Source organism: Pseudomonas sp. p21 (genome assembly GCF_001642705.1).
Taxonomy (GTDB): Bacteria; Pseudomonadota; Gammaproteobacteria; order Pseudomonadales; family Pseudomonadaceae; genus Aquipseudomonas.
In genome coordinates this window covers 637,842-651,930 of the sequence record NZ_LWBV01000002.1, presented here as the reverse complement: position 1 = coordinate 651,930, position 14,089 = coordinate 637,842, and the positions used below count along the sequence as shown (strand labels likewise).

Here is a 14,089-nt window from a genome sequence, read left to right as displayed (position 1 = left end):
TGCGCCCGTCCGCCGTTGCACAGTGGATGCGGGCAAGCTCATCCCAAGGAACGCCGATGAACACCGCACCCCAAGACAACCGCAACGTGGTGACCCTGGTCATCCAGCACAAGGTTCGCGCCGCGTCGCTGGCGGCCTACGAAGCATGGCTCAAGCGCACGGTCAGCACCGCGCGCCGCCAGCCGGGGCACCTGGACGTCAACGTCATCCGCCCTGACGACGGCGGGCTGCATTTCACCACCGTGGTGCGCTTCGCCGATGCCAGCCTGCTGCAGGCCTGGGTCAACTCGGCCGAGCGCCAGACACTGGTCAGCGAAGTACTGCCGCTGCTCGAGGGCGGTGACCACACCCAGGTGCACGACGACCCGGAGTTCTGGTTCACCCCGCCGAGCACCAACGCAGCGCAACCGCCGCGCTGGAAGCAGGCGCTGCTGACCTATCTGGTGATCTGCCCGATGACCATGATCATTCCACACCTGCTGGCGCCGCTGTTTGCACGCTTCCCGCAGTTGGGGGGCGCGATCACCAGCAACCTGATCGTCAACCTGTTCGTCATCCTGCCCGTGGTGTTCTACATCATGCCTTGGGTAACCCGCCGCTGCGCCAACTGGCTGCGCGGCTGAGCCAGGCCTTTACCTCGACATTTTCAAGGAGATACCGACATGAGCACGTTCGTTACCCGCGATGGCACTTCGATCTACTTCAAGGACTGGGGCAGCGGCAAGCCTGTGCTGTTCAGCCACGGCTGGCCACTGGATGCCGACATGTGGGATTCGCAGATGGAATACCTGGCCAGCCGCGGCTACCGCGCCATCGCCTTCGACCGCCGTGGTTTCGGCCGTTCGAGCCAGCCGTGGAGCGGCTACGACTACGACACCTTCGCCGATGACATCGCCCAGCTGATCGAACACCTCGACCTGCGTGATGTGACCTTGGTGGGCTTCTCGATGGGTGGCGGTGACGTCAGCCGCTACATCGCCCGCCACGGCAGCGAGCGGGTGGCCGGGCTGGTGCTGCTGGGCGCGGTAACGCCGGTGTTCGGCAAGCGTGACGACAACCCTGAAGGTGTCGACCTGTCGGTGTTCGAGGGTATCCGCGCCGGCCTGCGTGCCGACCGCGCGCAGTTCATCGCCGATTTCGCCGCGCCGTTCTATGGCATCAACCATGGGCAGCAGGTGTCCCAGGGGGTGCAGACCCAGACCCTGAACATCGCGCTGATGGCGTCGATCAAGGGCACTTTGGATTGCGTGACCGCCTTCTCCGAAACCGACTTCCGTCCGGATATGGCCAAGGTCGATGTGCCGACTCTGGTGATCCACGGTGATGACGACCAGATCGTGCCGTTGGAGAGCACCGGCAAGCGGGCGGCGGAGCTGATTCGCGGGGCTGAGCTGAAGGTGTATGCGGGGGCGCCGCACGGGTTTGCGGTGACTCATGCACAGCAGCTGAATGAGGACTTGCTGGCATTCCTCCAGAAGTAATTGTGGGAGGCATTCGCGGGTAAACCCGCTCCCACAGGGGATACCACAGTCTTACAGGCCTGTGGTGTCCCTGTGGGAGCGGGTTCACCCGCGAAGAGGCCAGCCCAGGCAGCACAAATGCCGAACGGGGCTAACCTTCAACCACCCACCGCACATCCATCCAAGCCTTGCCCCTACACCAACCGGCATGCTCTGCAGTTGCGCCTGCCGCCGCCGCACCCAGAGACGGAGAACCCCATGTCCCAGGACCGCAACGACAAGACCCGTCGCCAGTTCCTCGCCACCAGCACCGTGCTCGGTGCCGCCGGCGCGCTCTGGTCCGCATTGCCTTTTACCGGTTCCGCTTACGCATCCACCCAAGGAGGTTCCATGACCGCCGACCTGATCCTGTTCAACGGCAAACTGCACACCGTTGATCGTGAAAAGCCCACCGCGACCGCCGTCGCCATCAAGGATGGCCGTTTCATCGCCGTGGGCAACGACGCTGAGGCCATGGCCCACAAGGGCGCCACCACGCAGATCATCGACCTCAAGCAGCGCACGGTCATCCCCGGCCTGAACGACTCGCACCTGCACCTGATCCGGGGTGGCCTGAACTACAACCTGGAACTGCGCTGGGAGGGCGTGCCTTCGGTGGCCGATGCCCTACGCATGCTCAAGGACCAGGCTGCACGTACGCCCACCCCGCAGTGGGTGCGCGTGGTCGGTGGCTGGAACGAGTTCCAGTTCGCCGAAAAACGCATGCCCACCCTGGAAGAAATCAACCAGGCCGCGCCGGACACCCCGGTATTCCTGCTGCACCTGTATGACCGTGCATTGCTCAACCGCGCCGCACTCAAGGCTGTCGGCTACACCAAGGACACCCCCAACCCGCCGGGCGGCGAGATCCAGCGCGACAAGTTCGGCAACCCGACCGGCATGCTCATCGCCCGCCCCAACGCGATGATCCTCTACGCCACCCTGGCCAAAGGGCCGAAACTGCCGCTGGAATACCAGGTCAACTCCACCCGCCAGTTCATGCGCGAGCTCAACCGCCTGGGCCTGACCAGTGCCATCGATGCCGGCGGCGGCTACCAGAACTACCCGGACGACTATCAGGTGATCCAGGAGCTGGCCGACAACAACCAGCTGACCGTGCGCATTGCCTACAACCTGTTCACCCAGAAGCCCAAGGAAGAGCTGGACGACTTCCGCAAGTGGACCTCCAGCGTGAAGCTGCACAGCGGCACCGACTTCCTGCGCCACAACGGCGCCGGTGAAATGCTGGTGTTCTCTGCCGCCGACTTCGAGGACTTCCTCGAACCGCGTCCGGACCTGCCGCAGACCATGGAGCAAGAGCTGGAACCGGTGGTGCGTCATCTGGTCGAGCAGCGCTGGCCGTTCCGCCTGCACGCCACCTACAACGAATCGATCACGCGCATGCTCGACGTGTTCGAGAAGGTCAACCGCGACATCCCGTTCAATGGCCTGCCGTGGTTCTTCGACCACGCCGAAACCATCACCCCGCAGAACATCGAGCGCGTGCGTGCGCTGGGCGGCGGTATCGCCATCCAGGACCGCATGGCCTTCCAGGGTGAGTACTTCGTCGACCGCTACGGCGCCAAGGCTGCCGAGCAGACCCCGCCGATCAAGCGCATGCTCGACATGGGCGTGCCGGTGGGTGCCGGTACCGATGCCACCCGCGTGTCCAGCTACAACCCGTGGACCTCGCTGTACTGGTTGGTCAGCGGCAAGACCGTCGGCGGCATGGAGTTGTACCCGGAAGGTCTCAGCCGTGACACGGCGCTGCAACTGTTCACCCAGGGCAGCGCCTGGTTCTCCAGCGAGCAGGGCAAGAAGGGCCAGATCAAGGTGGGCCAGCTGGCCGACCTGGCGGCGCTGTCGCTGGACTTCTTCAGTGTCGATGAAGAAGCGATCAAGGGTATCGAGTCGGTGCTGACCGTGGTCGATGGCAAGGTAGTGTATGGCGCGGCGGAATTCGACAAGCTCGGCCCGCCCCAGGTGCCGGTGCTGCCGGAGTGGTCGCCGGTGACCAAGGTGCCGGGCCACTGGCGCGTGGGCACGCCGTCGCTGGCAGCCGCCGTGCACCAATGCAGCGGGCCATGCGGGGTGCATGCGCACAGCCATGAAAAGGCGCGGCATTCGAGCGTGCCGGTGAATGACTACCAAGGCTTCTGGGGCGCGCTGGGTTGCTCGTGCTTCGCGTTCTAAGCTGAGCTGATGAAAAGGGGGGCCAGTTATTGGCCCCCTTTTTTGTTCCTTCTGTGCTGGCCTCTTCGCGGGCTCGCCCGCTCCCACAGGTACACCACAGCCCTCAGGCTCTGTGCGATCCCTGTGGGAGCGGGCGAGCCCGCGAAGAGGCCGGAAAGGCCAACATCAATGGTGAGCCTTGTGCTCCCCACCCGCCAACAGATGCCGAATCTTCACCTCAACCCCATCGGTCTGCAGCATCCGCACCCGCGCCTCGATCTTCAGCTCACCCCGGGTTACCCGGTGGTGATGCCGCAAATGCTCCAGCCACGACTCCTCGAAGAAAAACTCCAGCCACACCGCCGGGTCCGCACTGTCGCGCATCAACCCCCACGACAATGCGCCATTGCGCTTGCGCATCGCCTCCAGCTCTCGCGCTGCCTGCTGGAACGCCTCGGCCTTGGCCGGGGCGACGTGGTACTCCACGGTGACCATCACCGGCCCGCTTTCCTTGTCCATGTCGTCGCTCAGCAGCGGCACCGGCCAATGCAGTGACGGCGTCAGCTCCTCGGCTGCGGTTTCCGGCAGCGTCACCTTGCAGGTCAGCAGCGTGCCCAGCGCCAGGCCACCTGCAGCCAGCAGCAGGCTCGAGGTGATCGTTGCATGGCTGGCCAGCGTGCCCCACAGCAACCCGCCGCAGGCCATGGCACCAAAGAAGATCAGGATGTACACCGACAACGCCCGCGCCCGCACCCAGGCCGGCACAGAGGTCTGCGCCGCCACCTGCAGGTTGGACAGCACGGCAATCCACGCCGCGCCGCTGAGCAGCATTGCCGGCAGTAGCACGTAGAAGTTGCGCACCAGCGCCAGGGCCAGCAGGAACAGGGCATACAGCAGGCTGGCGAGCAGCACCAGGCGGTCGCGGCTGATGCGTTCGCGCAGGCGTGGCAGCAAGGTGGCGCCGGCCACCGCGCCGATGCCGATGGCCGCCAGCAGCACGCCGAAATCGGCGGCGGTGCCGTGCATCTCGCCACGCACGATCAACGGCAGCAGCGAGGTGCCGGCGCTGGCACAGAAAAAGAACGCCAAGGCGCGCAACATCACCGCCTGCAAGGGTTTGGCACTGCGCGCGAAACGCAGCCCGGTGCGCATGGCGCCGACGAAACGCTCGGCTGGCAGCAGCGGCTCCTTCACCTCGCGCTTCCACAGGAACAGCACAAGGATCACCCCGGCGAACGAGATGGCATTCAGAGCGAAGGTCAGCCATGGGCCAACCATGCTCACCACCACGCCCGCCAGGGCCGGGCCAATGGCGCGCGACACGTTGATACCGACACTGGAAAGCGCCACCGCATTGGCCAGGTCGTCCTTGCCCACCAGTTCCGGTGTCAGCGCGCTCCAGGCCGGCATCATCAGTGCCGTGCCGATGCCCAGCGCCAGGGTCAGCACCAGCAGCAGGGTGACGTTCATCAGCCCGAGCAGGGTCAGGGCCGCCAGCGCCACTGCCACCGCGGACATCCACAGTTGCACCAGCAACAGGTAGCGGCGCTTGTCGACGATATCCGCAGCCGCACCGGCCGGCAGGGCAAGGAAGAACATCGGTAGCGAGCCGGCTACCTGGATCAGGGCCACATGCAACGGGCTGGCCGACAGCGTGGTCATCAGCCAGCCGGCGCCCACCTCGTGCATCCATGTGCCGATGTTGGAGGCGATGGTGGCAATCCACAGCATGCGGAAGGTGGTGTTGCGCAATGGGCTCCAGGCGCCTGAAGGGGACGTGCTCATGTCAGAAGCTGCCTTTGAGGGGGTATTCGATGATCAGGTAGATCCGGTCGATATCATCGCCGGCCTGGGCCTGGTTGGCGCGGTGGCTGACGTGGGAAAACGCCAGGCTCAGGTCCTTGGCGGCGCCCGACTGCACCACGTATTTCAGGTCGATGTCGCGCTCCCAGTGCTTGCCGCCGTCGCCGTACTGGCCCACATAGGCGCCGTCCGCCGGGGCATGGCTGCCGTCGATGCCACGGCCGCTGACGTAGCGGCCCATCAGGCTCAGGCCGGGGGCGCCGAGGGTGGCGAAGTTGAGGTCGTAGCGCAGTTGCCACGAGCGCTCGCCGGGGCCGTTGAAGTCGGCGTACTTGATCGAGTTGGCCAGGTAGATGGAGTCGCCGCCGACGAAGTCGAACGGGGTGTCGCCCTCGACCTTCTGGTAGGCCAGGCTCAGCGCCTGGGCGCCGAAGCTATACCTGGCCAGCAGGCTGTAGGCGAGGGTATCGATTGCCCCGGCACTGGCATTGCCGGTGTCGCGCGTCTTGTACAGGTTGCCGTCCAGGCGCCAGTTGCCCTCGGCCAGGTTCAGGTTGAGGTAGGCCTGGCGCCAGGTATCCTCCAGCTGGCCAGCGTACAGCGCGCCACCGAATGGCCCGTCGGGAGCGAACGCGGCACCGGCCAGGCTGATGGCGCGCTTGTCGGTGGTAGCGCCGTAGCCGCTGAAATCATCATGGCTGGAGCTGTTGTCCTGGTTGTTGAAGGCAGTGAAGCGCCCGGCCTGCAGGCGCCAGTCGGGCAGGTCGGTGTTGTCCAGGAGCCAGCCGGTGGCGTATTCCGGGTGCAGGCGTTTGTCGCTGGTGTCGAACACCGGGGTTTCCACGGTCATTTCGCCGTAGCGTAGTTGGGTGTTGCCCAGGCGCAGCTTGAGTGCGGCGCCGGCGCTTGAGTAGTCGGACTCGGAGCGGCCATCGCTGTCGCGCGGCAGCAGACCAGTGCCGGCATGGCCGCGGCCGCCGTCGAGCTTGAGGCCGAGAAAGCCATGGGCATCGATGCCGACGCCGAGCGTGCCCTCGGTGAAGCCGGAGCGGACTTCGCCAATGAAGCCTTGGGCCCACTCCTGGCGGTAGTTCTGGCCGCTGCCGGAGGGCGAGCGGAAGTCGCTGTGCAGGAAGTAGTTGCGGCTGAGCAGTGACCAGCCGGGTTCGTCAGCCTGGCTGAGCGCCGGGTACAGGGCGAGGGTGGCGAGCAGGGCGCGGCCTGGTCCGGGGGTGGCGCGGATCATGGGGGCTCCAGGGGGGATGATCCGGGATTGTGGATGAAGGATAGGCAAGGGGGCTTGTATGTGTGTGCTCTGGCTGGTTTTGCCTGTGCCGGCCTCTTCGCGGGCATGCCCGCTCCCACAGGTACTGCACAAGCCTTGGGGCTAGTGGTGATCCTGTGGGAGCGGGCAAGCCCGCGAAAGGGCCGGCACAGGCGGCAACCGGCTCAAGCCATGTCGCTGATCGCAAACTCCTCGGCCAGATGATCGATCAGCGCCCGCACCGACGGCAGCAAGCCCCGCCGCGACGGGAAGATTGCGTGCACGATGCCGCAACGCGGGTGCCAGTCCGGCAACAACTCCACCAGCCGCCCCGCCGCCAGGTCCTCACGCACCGCCACCCGCGGCAGGTGCGCAATACCCACCCCCGCCACCACGAAATGGCGCAGGGCAAACAGGTCGTCCGTCACCATGCGCGGTGTATGCGGGATGACGATGCTGCGGCTGCTGTCCTCACCCTGGAACAGCTCCCACTGGTATTCGCGCTGGGCACTGCCCCAATGCACGCTGGGCAGCGTGCCCAGCAGCTGTGGGTCAAACCCCTTGGGCAGTTGCTCCAGGTACTGCGGCTGGCCGACCAGGCACTGGGTACTGTTGCTCAGTACCTTCATCACCATGTCGGTATTCTCCAGCGGCGGAAAGCGCACCCGCAGGGCGATGTCGAAACCTTCGTGCAGCAGGTCGACACGGCGGTTGGTGCTCTCGATGAACAGCTCCACCTGCGGGTACTTGAGCATGTAGCGGGTCAGCATCGGCCCGACCCAGGAATTGAGCAGGGTGGTCGGGCAACTGATGCGCACCAGGCCGCGCGGCTCGCTGCGGTTGCGCTCGATGATCTCTGCCGCACCCTCGGCTTCCACGCGCATGGCCAGGCAGCGGTTGTAGTAGGCCTGGCCAATCTCGGTGAGCGAGCAGTGACGGCTGGTGCGATGCAGCAGACGCACGCCCAGGCGGTCTTCGAGGTCGGCGATGCGCCGGCTGAGCTTCGATTTGGGCATGTCCAGCGCCCGGCCAGCCGGGGCGAAGCCACCGTGCTCGACTACCTGGGTGAAGTAGTAGAGGGAGTTGAGGTCTTCCAATGATCGGTCTCCAGGTACTTGGTTGCCTGTGCCGGCCCTTTCGCGGCTAAAGCCGCTCCCACAGGTACTGCACAGGGCTCAAGCCCGGCGCCATCCCTGTGGGAGCGGCTTTAGCCGCGAAGAGGCCGGCACAGCCCCTGCAAATCTATCGTTCATAAATCAGAACGCTAAAGCCAAATTCTGCTATCTACCGCCACAAAGGTGATGATTTTAATCTGTGCCCATCAACGCGAAACACCCCCGAATGCTGAAAAATTCATAACCCTCAGGAGCACAGACCATGAGCAAATTCACCTACAACCGCCTGAACAAAGACGACGCCGCTGTCCTGCTGGTCGACCACCAGGCTGGCCTGCTGTCCCTGGTCCGTGACATCGAGCCGGACGCGTTCAAGAACAACGTGCTGGCCCTGGCCGACCTGGCCAAGTTCTTCAACCTGCCGACCATCCTCACCACCAGCTTCGAGCAAGGCCCCAACGGCCCGCTGGTACCAGAGCTGAAAGCCCTGTTCCCGGACGCCCCGTACATCGCCCGCCCAGGCCAGATCAACGCCTGGGACAACGAAGACTTCGTCAAGGCGGTGAAGGCCACTGGCAAGAAGCAGCTGATCATTGCCGGTGTAGTGACTGAGGTCTGTGTAGCGTTCCCGGCACTGTCGGCCCTGGAAGAAGAGTTCGAAGTGTTCGTGGTGACCGATGCTTCCGGCACCTTCAACGAAATGACCCGCGATGCTGCCCATGACCGCATGAGCCGCGCTGGCGCGCAAATGATGACCTGGTTCGGCGTGGCCTGTGAGTTGCACCGCGACTGGCGCAACGACATCGAAGGGCTGGCGGCGCTGTGCTCCAACCACATTCCGGATTATCGCAACCTGATTACCAGCTACAACGCGCTGACTGCGGGTAAGTAACAGCCCGTTAGTTGAATGCAAAAAGGCCGGCTTCCTCTATAGGGCGCCGGCCTTTTGTGTTTGCTGTGCCTGCCTCTTCGCGGGCTTGCCCGCTCCCACAGGAGTACCACAGGCTCTGACACTGTGCAGTACCTGTGGGAGCGGGCAAGCCCGCGAAGGGGCCGGAACAGACAACATCAATTCATGGGCTGCGACTCAATCCCATCCAGCAATGCCTCAACCAATCCTTCTGCCATTTCGAGCGCATTCAGGTTGCTCCAGAACAGGCTCTTGCCGGTTTCATCCAGGTGTTCCAGGGCTTTGTAGCCACAGTCGTAGGCGCCGCGCAGGTACTGGGCGACATGCACCAGGGCGTCGTGGGCAGAGACGCCCGGGTTTACTGTGAACAAAGGTGGATGGCCGGCATCGCAGCGGCTGAAAGCGCGCTCTTTGGTGTCGGGAAGAGGTGGATTGGGGACAATTTTTTTCATAGCCAAACTCCGATAGAGGTTGGCCGGCACCATCCGTTTCCACGCGAAGGGTGGCGGCTGCACGCGGGGTGGAAAGCCAGGCTATCGGAACCCCGGCAGGCCATTCGGCCTCCCGCGCGCAGCTGCCATGACAACAGCTATTCCGATTTACCTGCCGGGTTTCCACACCCGATCGCTGAACCGACAGCGACCCGGCAAGCCTAGAGAGCAGGCTTTCCCCGGACAATCAGACGGGCTTCGACAAGGTGCGTAGGATAATTCGTCAGATGGTGTGGCTGAGTAGGAAATGGCTCGCAACGAAGTAGGATGCTGCTGATATTTTTGTGCACTGGGTCCGCTGCGCGGCCCTTCGCGGGCACGCCCGCTCCCACAGGAAGAGCGCAAGCCTGGCAAGCGGTGCAGTACGTGTGGGAGCGGGCGTGCCCGCGAAGGGCCGCGCAGCGGACCCAGACAATCTCAAGCCAAAAATACAAAAGAGGGCCTGAGCCCTCTTCCTGAATCGATGCGCCAACCCTCAATCCGCATCCGAATCAAACAACCGCTCCAATTCCGCCCGGGCCTCCTTGGCCGTCTGCATCACCTTGGCCCGGTCATCACGCACCTGCCCCTGGGCGACCAGCACTTCTTCGTCATGCTGGGTAAACCGCGCAATCCGGTCCGCCGCCTGCGCCTCGCTCAACCCCAACCCCACCAATGCCCGGCGGGTCATCTCCAGGCTGGAGTAGAACGTCTCGCGAATCGGCTCGGCGCCGACATCCGCCAACTTGTGCACATGCTGGCGGTTACGTGCGCGGGCCAGCACTTTCAGGTGTGGGTACAGGCGTTTCACCCGTTCCGCGGTGTGAATGGCAGCTTCCGGGTCATCGATGGTGATGATGAAGTATTCCGCCTCGCCCACCTTGGCCGCATGCAGCACTTCCGGGCGCAGCGGGTCGCCGTAGAACACGGGGACCTGTTCGAACATACGGGTCATCTCGATGGTGTCCACCGAGGTTTCCAGGGCAATGAACGGAATCTTCTGTGCCCGCAGGATGCGTGCGACGATCTGGCCCATGCGGCCCATGCCGACGATCACCACCCGAGGCGTGTCAGTCTGGATCTGCTTGTAATGCTCCGGCACTTCACGCACCGGTTGCGGGCGCTTGAGGGCGTGGGCGCAGCCAATCATCAGCAGCGGGGTAATGGCCATCGACAGGGTGATGGTCATCAGCAGCAGGTCGTAGGTCTGGGTGTCGAACAGGCCCTGGTCCTTGCCCAGCTTGAACACCACGAAGGCGAATTCGCCACCGGCAGCCAGCACCATGCCCAGGCGCAGTGCGCTGGCACTGTTCAAGCCACCGGCCAGGCGCCCGACGCCGATCAGCAGTACCAGCTTCACGGCCACCAGCAGCAGGGTCAGGCCCAGCAGCACCAAAGGCATTTCCAGCAGCAGGCGCAGGTTGGCGCCCATGCCGACGCTGATGAAGAACAGCCCCAGCAGCAGGCCCTTGAACGGTTCGATCTGCGATTCCAGCTCGTGGCGGTATTCCGAGTCGGCCAGCAGCAGGCCGGCGAGGAACGCACCCAGGGCCATGGATATACCGGCTTCTTCCATCAACCAGGCGGTGCCAATCACCACCAGCAGTGCGGTGGCGGTGGACACTTCCGGCAAGCCGGTGCGGGCCACGGTGCGGAACACCGGGCGCAGCAGATAGCGGCCACCGACGATGACCACGGCAATGCTGGCGAACACCTTCAGGCCGTGTTGCAGGCTGTCGCCGTGGCTGGTGTCCGGGCCGCTGGCGGCCAGTAGCGGAACCAGGGCGATCAGCGGGATTGCGGCGATGTCCTGGAACAACAGGATGGCGAACGCCAGACGGCCATGGGGCGCGTTGAGCTGCTTGCTTTCGGCCAGGCTCTGCAGGCCGAGGGCGGTGGACGACAGCGCCAGGCCGAGGCCGAGCACGACGGCCGCCGGCAACGACTGGCCGAAGCCGAACAGGGCGATGGCACCGATCACCGCGCCGGTCAGCAAAACCTGGGCGGTGCCGACGCCGAACACGGACTTGCGCATCAGCCACAAGCGCTTGGGCGACAGCTCCAGGCCAATGATGAACAGCAGCAGGACCACGCCCAGCTCGGAAATGTGCGCCACGCTTTCGGTGTCGCGGATCAGGCCCAGTGCCTGCGGGCCAATGATTACGCCAGCAAGCAGGTAGCCGAGCACGGCCCCCAGTTGCAGGCGCTTGGCCAGGGGGACGGCGAGGACAGCGGCAAGCAGGAAGATCACCGCGGTTTGCAGAAGGCTGCCTTCGTGTGGCATGGGCTCGTACTCCATGAGCTGCCGGGGCAGCGTCAGATCAGTTTGGCGGACAATTCTGGTGAATGTGGGGGTGCCAGACAATCTGCTGCGAGGAAGACACATTGTCCTGAATCAGGTGACAGTCGTGCTGGCCTCTTAGCGGGTGAACCCGCTCCCACAGGTACAGCGGTGTCTTCAAGCCTGCCCAACACCTGTGGGAGCGGGTTCACCCGCGAAGAGGCCGGCACAGGAAATCTGCATACTCAACTGCCACCAAACTGCGCCCGATACTGCGCCGGCGTCATGCCAATCCGCTCGCAGAACACCTTGCGCAAATGCCGGTCACTGCCAAACCCGCACTGCGCCGCCACTACCTTCAACGGAAGGTCGGTGCCTTCCAGCAGCTTGCGCGCCCTGTCGATCCGCGCATTCTGCACGTACTGCAGCGGCGTGATCCCCACCTCGCGCTGAAAGGTACGGGCAAAGTTGCGCCCGCTCATGGCCACCAGGTCGGCCATTTTCTGCACGGTGAAGGCTTGCTCGATATGGTCGACGATGTACGCCTGCACCCGGGCAATCGGCGAATCATCCCGCGGTATAGCCGCCAGCAGTGGCCCGTAAGGTGTTTGCCCGCCCTGGCGATGGCGGGCGACCAGCAGCACCTTGGCCACTTCCAGGGCCAGTTCCTTGCCGTGGTCCTCGGCAACCACCGCCAGTGCCAGGTCGATGCCAGCGGTGATGCCGCCCGAGGTAATCAGGCAGCGATCGATCACGTAGATCTGCTCGGTCTCGACCTTGGCCTCGGGGAACGCCTGTGCCAGGCGCTCCACGTAGTTCCAGTGGGTGGTGCAGCGATAGCCGTCCAGCAGCCCGGCCCTGCCCAGCAGGAATACCCCGGTGCAGATGGCGCCGAAGCGTTTGGCCCGGCGCACGGCCTGGGGCAGCCAACGCTCGATGCCTGGCAGGGCGATGTCATAGGCCCCTGGGCCGCCTGGCATCAGCAACAGGTCGACCGCTTCCGGCAAGTCCTCCAGGCGCAGGTCGGCTACCACTTTCAGTCCGCATGAGCCGCGCACCGCCGTTTGCCCCTCGGCCAGGGTCAGCAAACGGTATTGCCGCTCGGCAGGCAAGAACCGGTTGGCGATGGCGAAGGCATCCATGGGGCCGGTGACATCCAGCAACAGCACGTCATTGAACAGCACCATGGCCACGGTGCGGTGGGCGGATTTTTCCTGCATGGCTCTTTTGCCTTGAATGCCGGCCGCCATTAGCGGCCTGAAGCTGAATACGAAATGCATCTTAGGGTATCGGCAAAACGGCCAGGGCCAGCAGTGCACAATTAACAACTATTCAGGCTTGGCTCAGGACTTTGTCATGTGCCGGGGGCGAGACTTTCTGCATTGAACAGGAGAGTCGCCATGCACCCCGGGAAGCCCCAAGCGCCGCAGCAAACCGTCGGCGCACTGACGCCTGCGCGGTTGCGCAGGGCCAAGGAACTGATGTTGCACAGCCCGTTGTCGATCATCGAAATCGCCGGGGTATGCAACCTCACCCGCAGCCACTTCTCCCGCGCGTTCAAGGTCAACACCGGCCTCTCGCCCCAGGCCTGGCGCCTGCTGGCGCGCATGGAAAAGGCCAAGCGCCTGCTTGCCACCGAGGCGCCGATCACCCACGTGAGCCTGGAATGCGGCTTCTGCGATCAGGCCCATTTCACCCGTGCCTTCAGCCGCCTGGTCGGCCAGCCGCCCAAGGCCTGGCGTCAGGCGCAGGTCCACCCTTAAGCCGAACCTATCCGCCGGTATAGCCCCTTGTAGACAGTGCCGGCCCGTTTTCCCAACCCAAGGAGTCACCCCGATGAGCCAACCCGATTACAAGCGCCTGAACAAAGACGACGCAGTGGTGCTGCTGGTCGACCACCAGACCGGCCTGATCTCGCTAGTGCAGGACTTCTCGCCCAACGAGTTCAAGAACAACGTGCTGGCCCTGGGCGATCTGGCCAAGTTCTTCGGCCTGCCGACCATCCTCACCACCAGCTTCGAGCAAGGCCCGAACGGCCCGTTGGTGCCCGAGCTGAAAGAGATGTTCCCGGATGCGCCCTACATTGCCCGCCCTGGCCAGATCAACGCCTGGGACAACGAAGACTTCGTCAAGGCGATCAAGGCCACTGGCCGCAAGCAGCTGATCATCGCCGGCGTGGTGACCGATGTGTGCGTGGCGTTCCCGACCCTGTCGGCGCTGGCAGAAGGTTTTGAAGTGTTCGTGGTGACCGATGCTTCGGGCACCTTCAACGAAACCGTGCAGCAGGCTGCCTGGGTGCGCATGACCCAGGCGGGTGCACAGATGATGAACTGGTTCTCGGTGGCCTGTGAGCTGCACCGCGACTGGCGCAACGACATCGAAGGGCTGGGTAACCTGCTGTCGCAGCGCATTCCCAACTACCGCAACCTGATGAACAGCTATGCGGCCTTGAGCGCCCGTTGATGTGAACCTGTACCGGCCTCTTCGCGGGCACGCCCGCTCCCACAGGGATAGCGCACAGCTTGAGAGCTGCACGGTTTCTGTGGGAGCGGGCGTGCCCGCGAAGAGGCCGGTA

General features: G+C 64.2%; 12 protein-coding genes. 6 read left to right on the top strand and 6 right to left on the bottom strand.

The genetic code is table 11. The annotated features are described in order from the left end of the window. The first annotated feature begins 56 nt into the window (after window positions 1–56). The 3 genes from A4C63_RS07900 (at window position 57) to A4C63_RS07890 (ending at window position 3,692) form a co-directional block, all read left to right on the top strand. Window positions 57–623, top strand: coding sequence for an antibiotic biosynthesis monooxygenase (locus tag A4C63_RS07900; protein WP_082888279.1), 567 nt, complete (start codon window positions 57–59; stop codon window positions 621–623). 39 nt (window positions 624–662) lie between these two features. Further along, entirely contained in the window at window positions 663–1,481 is an 819-nt protein-coding gene (locus A4C63_RS07895; RefSeq protein WP_063912206.1) for an alpha/beta fold hydrolase, read from the top strand. A gap of 369 nt (window positions 1,482–1,850) precedes the next feature. Beyond that, on the top strand, window positions 1,851–3,692 hold the full coding sequence (locus A4C63_RS07890; protein WP_161797614.1) for an amidohydrolase: 1,842 nt from the start codon (window positions 1,851–1,853) through the stop codon (window positions 3,690–3,692). A gap of 165 nt (window positions 3,693–3,857) precedes the next feature. On the opposite strand, the gene A4C63_RS07885 is transcribed toward A4C63_RS07890, so the two are convergent. The 3 genes from A4C63_RS07885 to A4C63_RS07875 all read right to left on the bottom strand — a co-directional run bounded on the left by A4C63_RS07885 (window position 3,858) and on the right by A4C63_RS07875 (window position 7,835). Then, a complete protein-coding gene (locus A4C63_RS07885) occupies window positions 3,858–5,456 on the bottom strand; it encodes an MFS transporter (RefSeq protein WP_063912204.1) in 1,599 nt (532 codons plus the stop codon). Between the two features lies 1 nt (window position 5,457). Continuing rightward, on the bottom strand, window positions 5,458–6,720 hold the full coding sequence (locus A4C63_RS07880) for an OprD family porin (RefSeq protein ID WP_063912203.1): 1,263 nt from the start codon (window positions 6,718–6,720) through the stop codon (window positions 5,458–5,460). A gap of 203 nt (window positions 6,721–6,923) precedes the next feature. After that, a complete protein-coding gene (locus A4C63_RS07875) occupies window positions 6,924–7,835 on the bottom strand; it encodes a LysR substrate-binding domain-containing protein (RefSeq protein ID WP_046613664.1) in 912 nt (303 codons plus the stop codon). Between the two features lie 280 nt (window positions 7,836–8,115). Here A4C63_RS07875 and ycaC (A4C63_RS07870) point away from each other — a divergent pair, with 280 nt between their 5' ends. Continuing rightward, the gene (ycaC, locus tag A4C63_RS07870) at window positions 8,116–8,745 is read left to right on the top strand and encodes an isochorismate family cysteine hydrolase YcaC (protein WP_063912202.1); all 630 of its coding nucleotides are present in this window, start codon (window positions 8,116–8,118) and stop codon (window positions 8,743–8,745) included. Between the two features lie 176 nt (window positions 8,746–8,921). Here the strand turns inward: ycaC (A4C63_RS07870) and A4C63_RS07865 are convergent, their stop codons facing one another. The 3 genes from A4C63_RS07865 to A4C63_RS07855 form a co-directional block, all read right to left on the bottom strand. Beyond that, the gene (locus tag A4C63_RS07865) at window positions 8,922–9,215 is read right to left on the bottom strand and encodes a hypothetical protein (protein ID WP_015272306.1); all 294 of its coding nucleotides are present in this window, start codon (window positions 9,213–9,215) and stop codon (window positions 8,922–8,924) included. A 514-nt stretch (window positions 9,216–9,729) separates the two neighbouring features. Beyond that, window positions 9,730–11,517, bottom strand: a complete 1,788-nt coding sequence (locus A4C63_RS07860) for a monovalent cation:proton antiporter-2 (CPA2) family protein (RefSeq protein ID WP_063912201.1) — start codon at window positions 11,515–11,517, stop codon at window positions 9,730–9,732. 242 nt (window positions 11,518–11,759) lie between these two features. Continuing rightward, on the bottom strand, window positions 11,760–12,734 hold the full coding sequence (locus tag A4C63_RS07855) for a GlxA family transcriptional regulator (protein ID WP_063912200.1): 975 nt from the start codon (window positions 12,732–12,734) through the stop codon (window positions 11,760–11,762). Window positions 12,735–12,914: 180 nt separating this feature from the next. Between A4C63_RS07855 and A4C63_RS07850 the strand changes: the two genes are divergently transcribed. Continuing rightward, on the top strand, window positions 12,915–13,277 hold the full coding sequence (locus A4C63_RS07850) for an AraC family transcriptional regulator (RefSeq protein WP_063912199.1): 363 nt from the start codon (window positions 12,915–12,917) through the stop codon (window positions 13,275–13,277). Window positions 13,278–13,350: 73 nt separating this feature from the next. Beyond that, the gene (gene ycaC, locus A4C63_RS07845) at window positions 13,351–13,977 is read left to right on the top strand and encodes an isochorismate family cysteine hydrolase YcaC (protein WP_004375560.1); all 627 of its coding nucleotides are present in this window, start codon (window positions 13,351–13,353) and stop codon (window positions 13,975–13,977) included. Window positions 13,978–14,089 lie beyond the last annotated feature (112 nt).

Bases quoted from the DNA above. Each gene is read 5' to 3' on its own strand.
- ycaC (WP_004375560.1), top strand. From the start codon at position 13,351: ATGAGCCAACCCGATTACAAGCGCCTGAACAAAGACGACGCAGTGGTG.
- A4C63_RS07895 (WP_063912206.1), top strand. From the start codon at position 663: ATGAGCACGTTCGTTACCCGCGATGGCACTTCGATCTACTTCAAGGAC.
- A4C63_RS07890 (WP_161797614.1), top strand. From the start codon at position 1,851: ATGACCGCCGACCTGATCCTGTTCAACGGCAAACTGCACACCGTTGAT.
- A4C63_RS07860 (WP_063912201.1), bottom strand. From the start codon at position 11,517: ATGCCACACGAAGGCAGCCTTCTGCAAACCGCGGTGATCTTCCTGCTT.
- A4C63_RS07850 (WP_063912199.1), top strand. From the start codon at position 12,915: ATGCACCCCGGGAAGCCCCAAGCGCCGCAGCAAACCGTCGGCGCACTG.
- A4C63_RS07885 (WP_063912204.1), bottom strand. From the start codon at position 5,456: ATGAGCACGTCCCCTTCAGGCGCCTGGAGCCCATTGCGCAACACCACC.
- A4C63_RS07900 (WP_082888279.1), top strand. From the start codon at position 57: ATGAACACCGCACCCCAAGACAACCGCAACGTGGTGACCCTGGTCATC.
- ycaC (WP_063912202.1), top strand. From the start codon at position 8,116: ATGAGCAAATTCACCTACAACCGCCTGAACAAAGACGACGCCGCTGTC.
- A4C63_RS07865 (WP_015272306.1), bottom strand. From the start codon at position 9,215: ATGAAAAAAATTGTCCCCAATCCACCTCTTCCCGACACCAAAGAGCGC.
- A4C63_RS07855 (WP_063912200.1), bottom strand. From the start codon at position 12,734: ATGCAGGAAAAATCCGCCCACCGCACCGTGGCCATGGTGCTGTTCAAT.
- A4C63_RS07880 (WP_063912203.1), bottom strand. From the start codon at position 6,720: ATGATCCGCGCCACCCCCGGACCAGGCCGCGCCCTGCTCGCCACCCTC.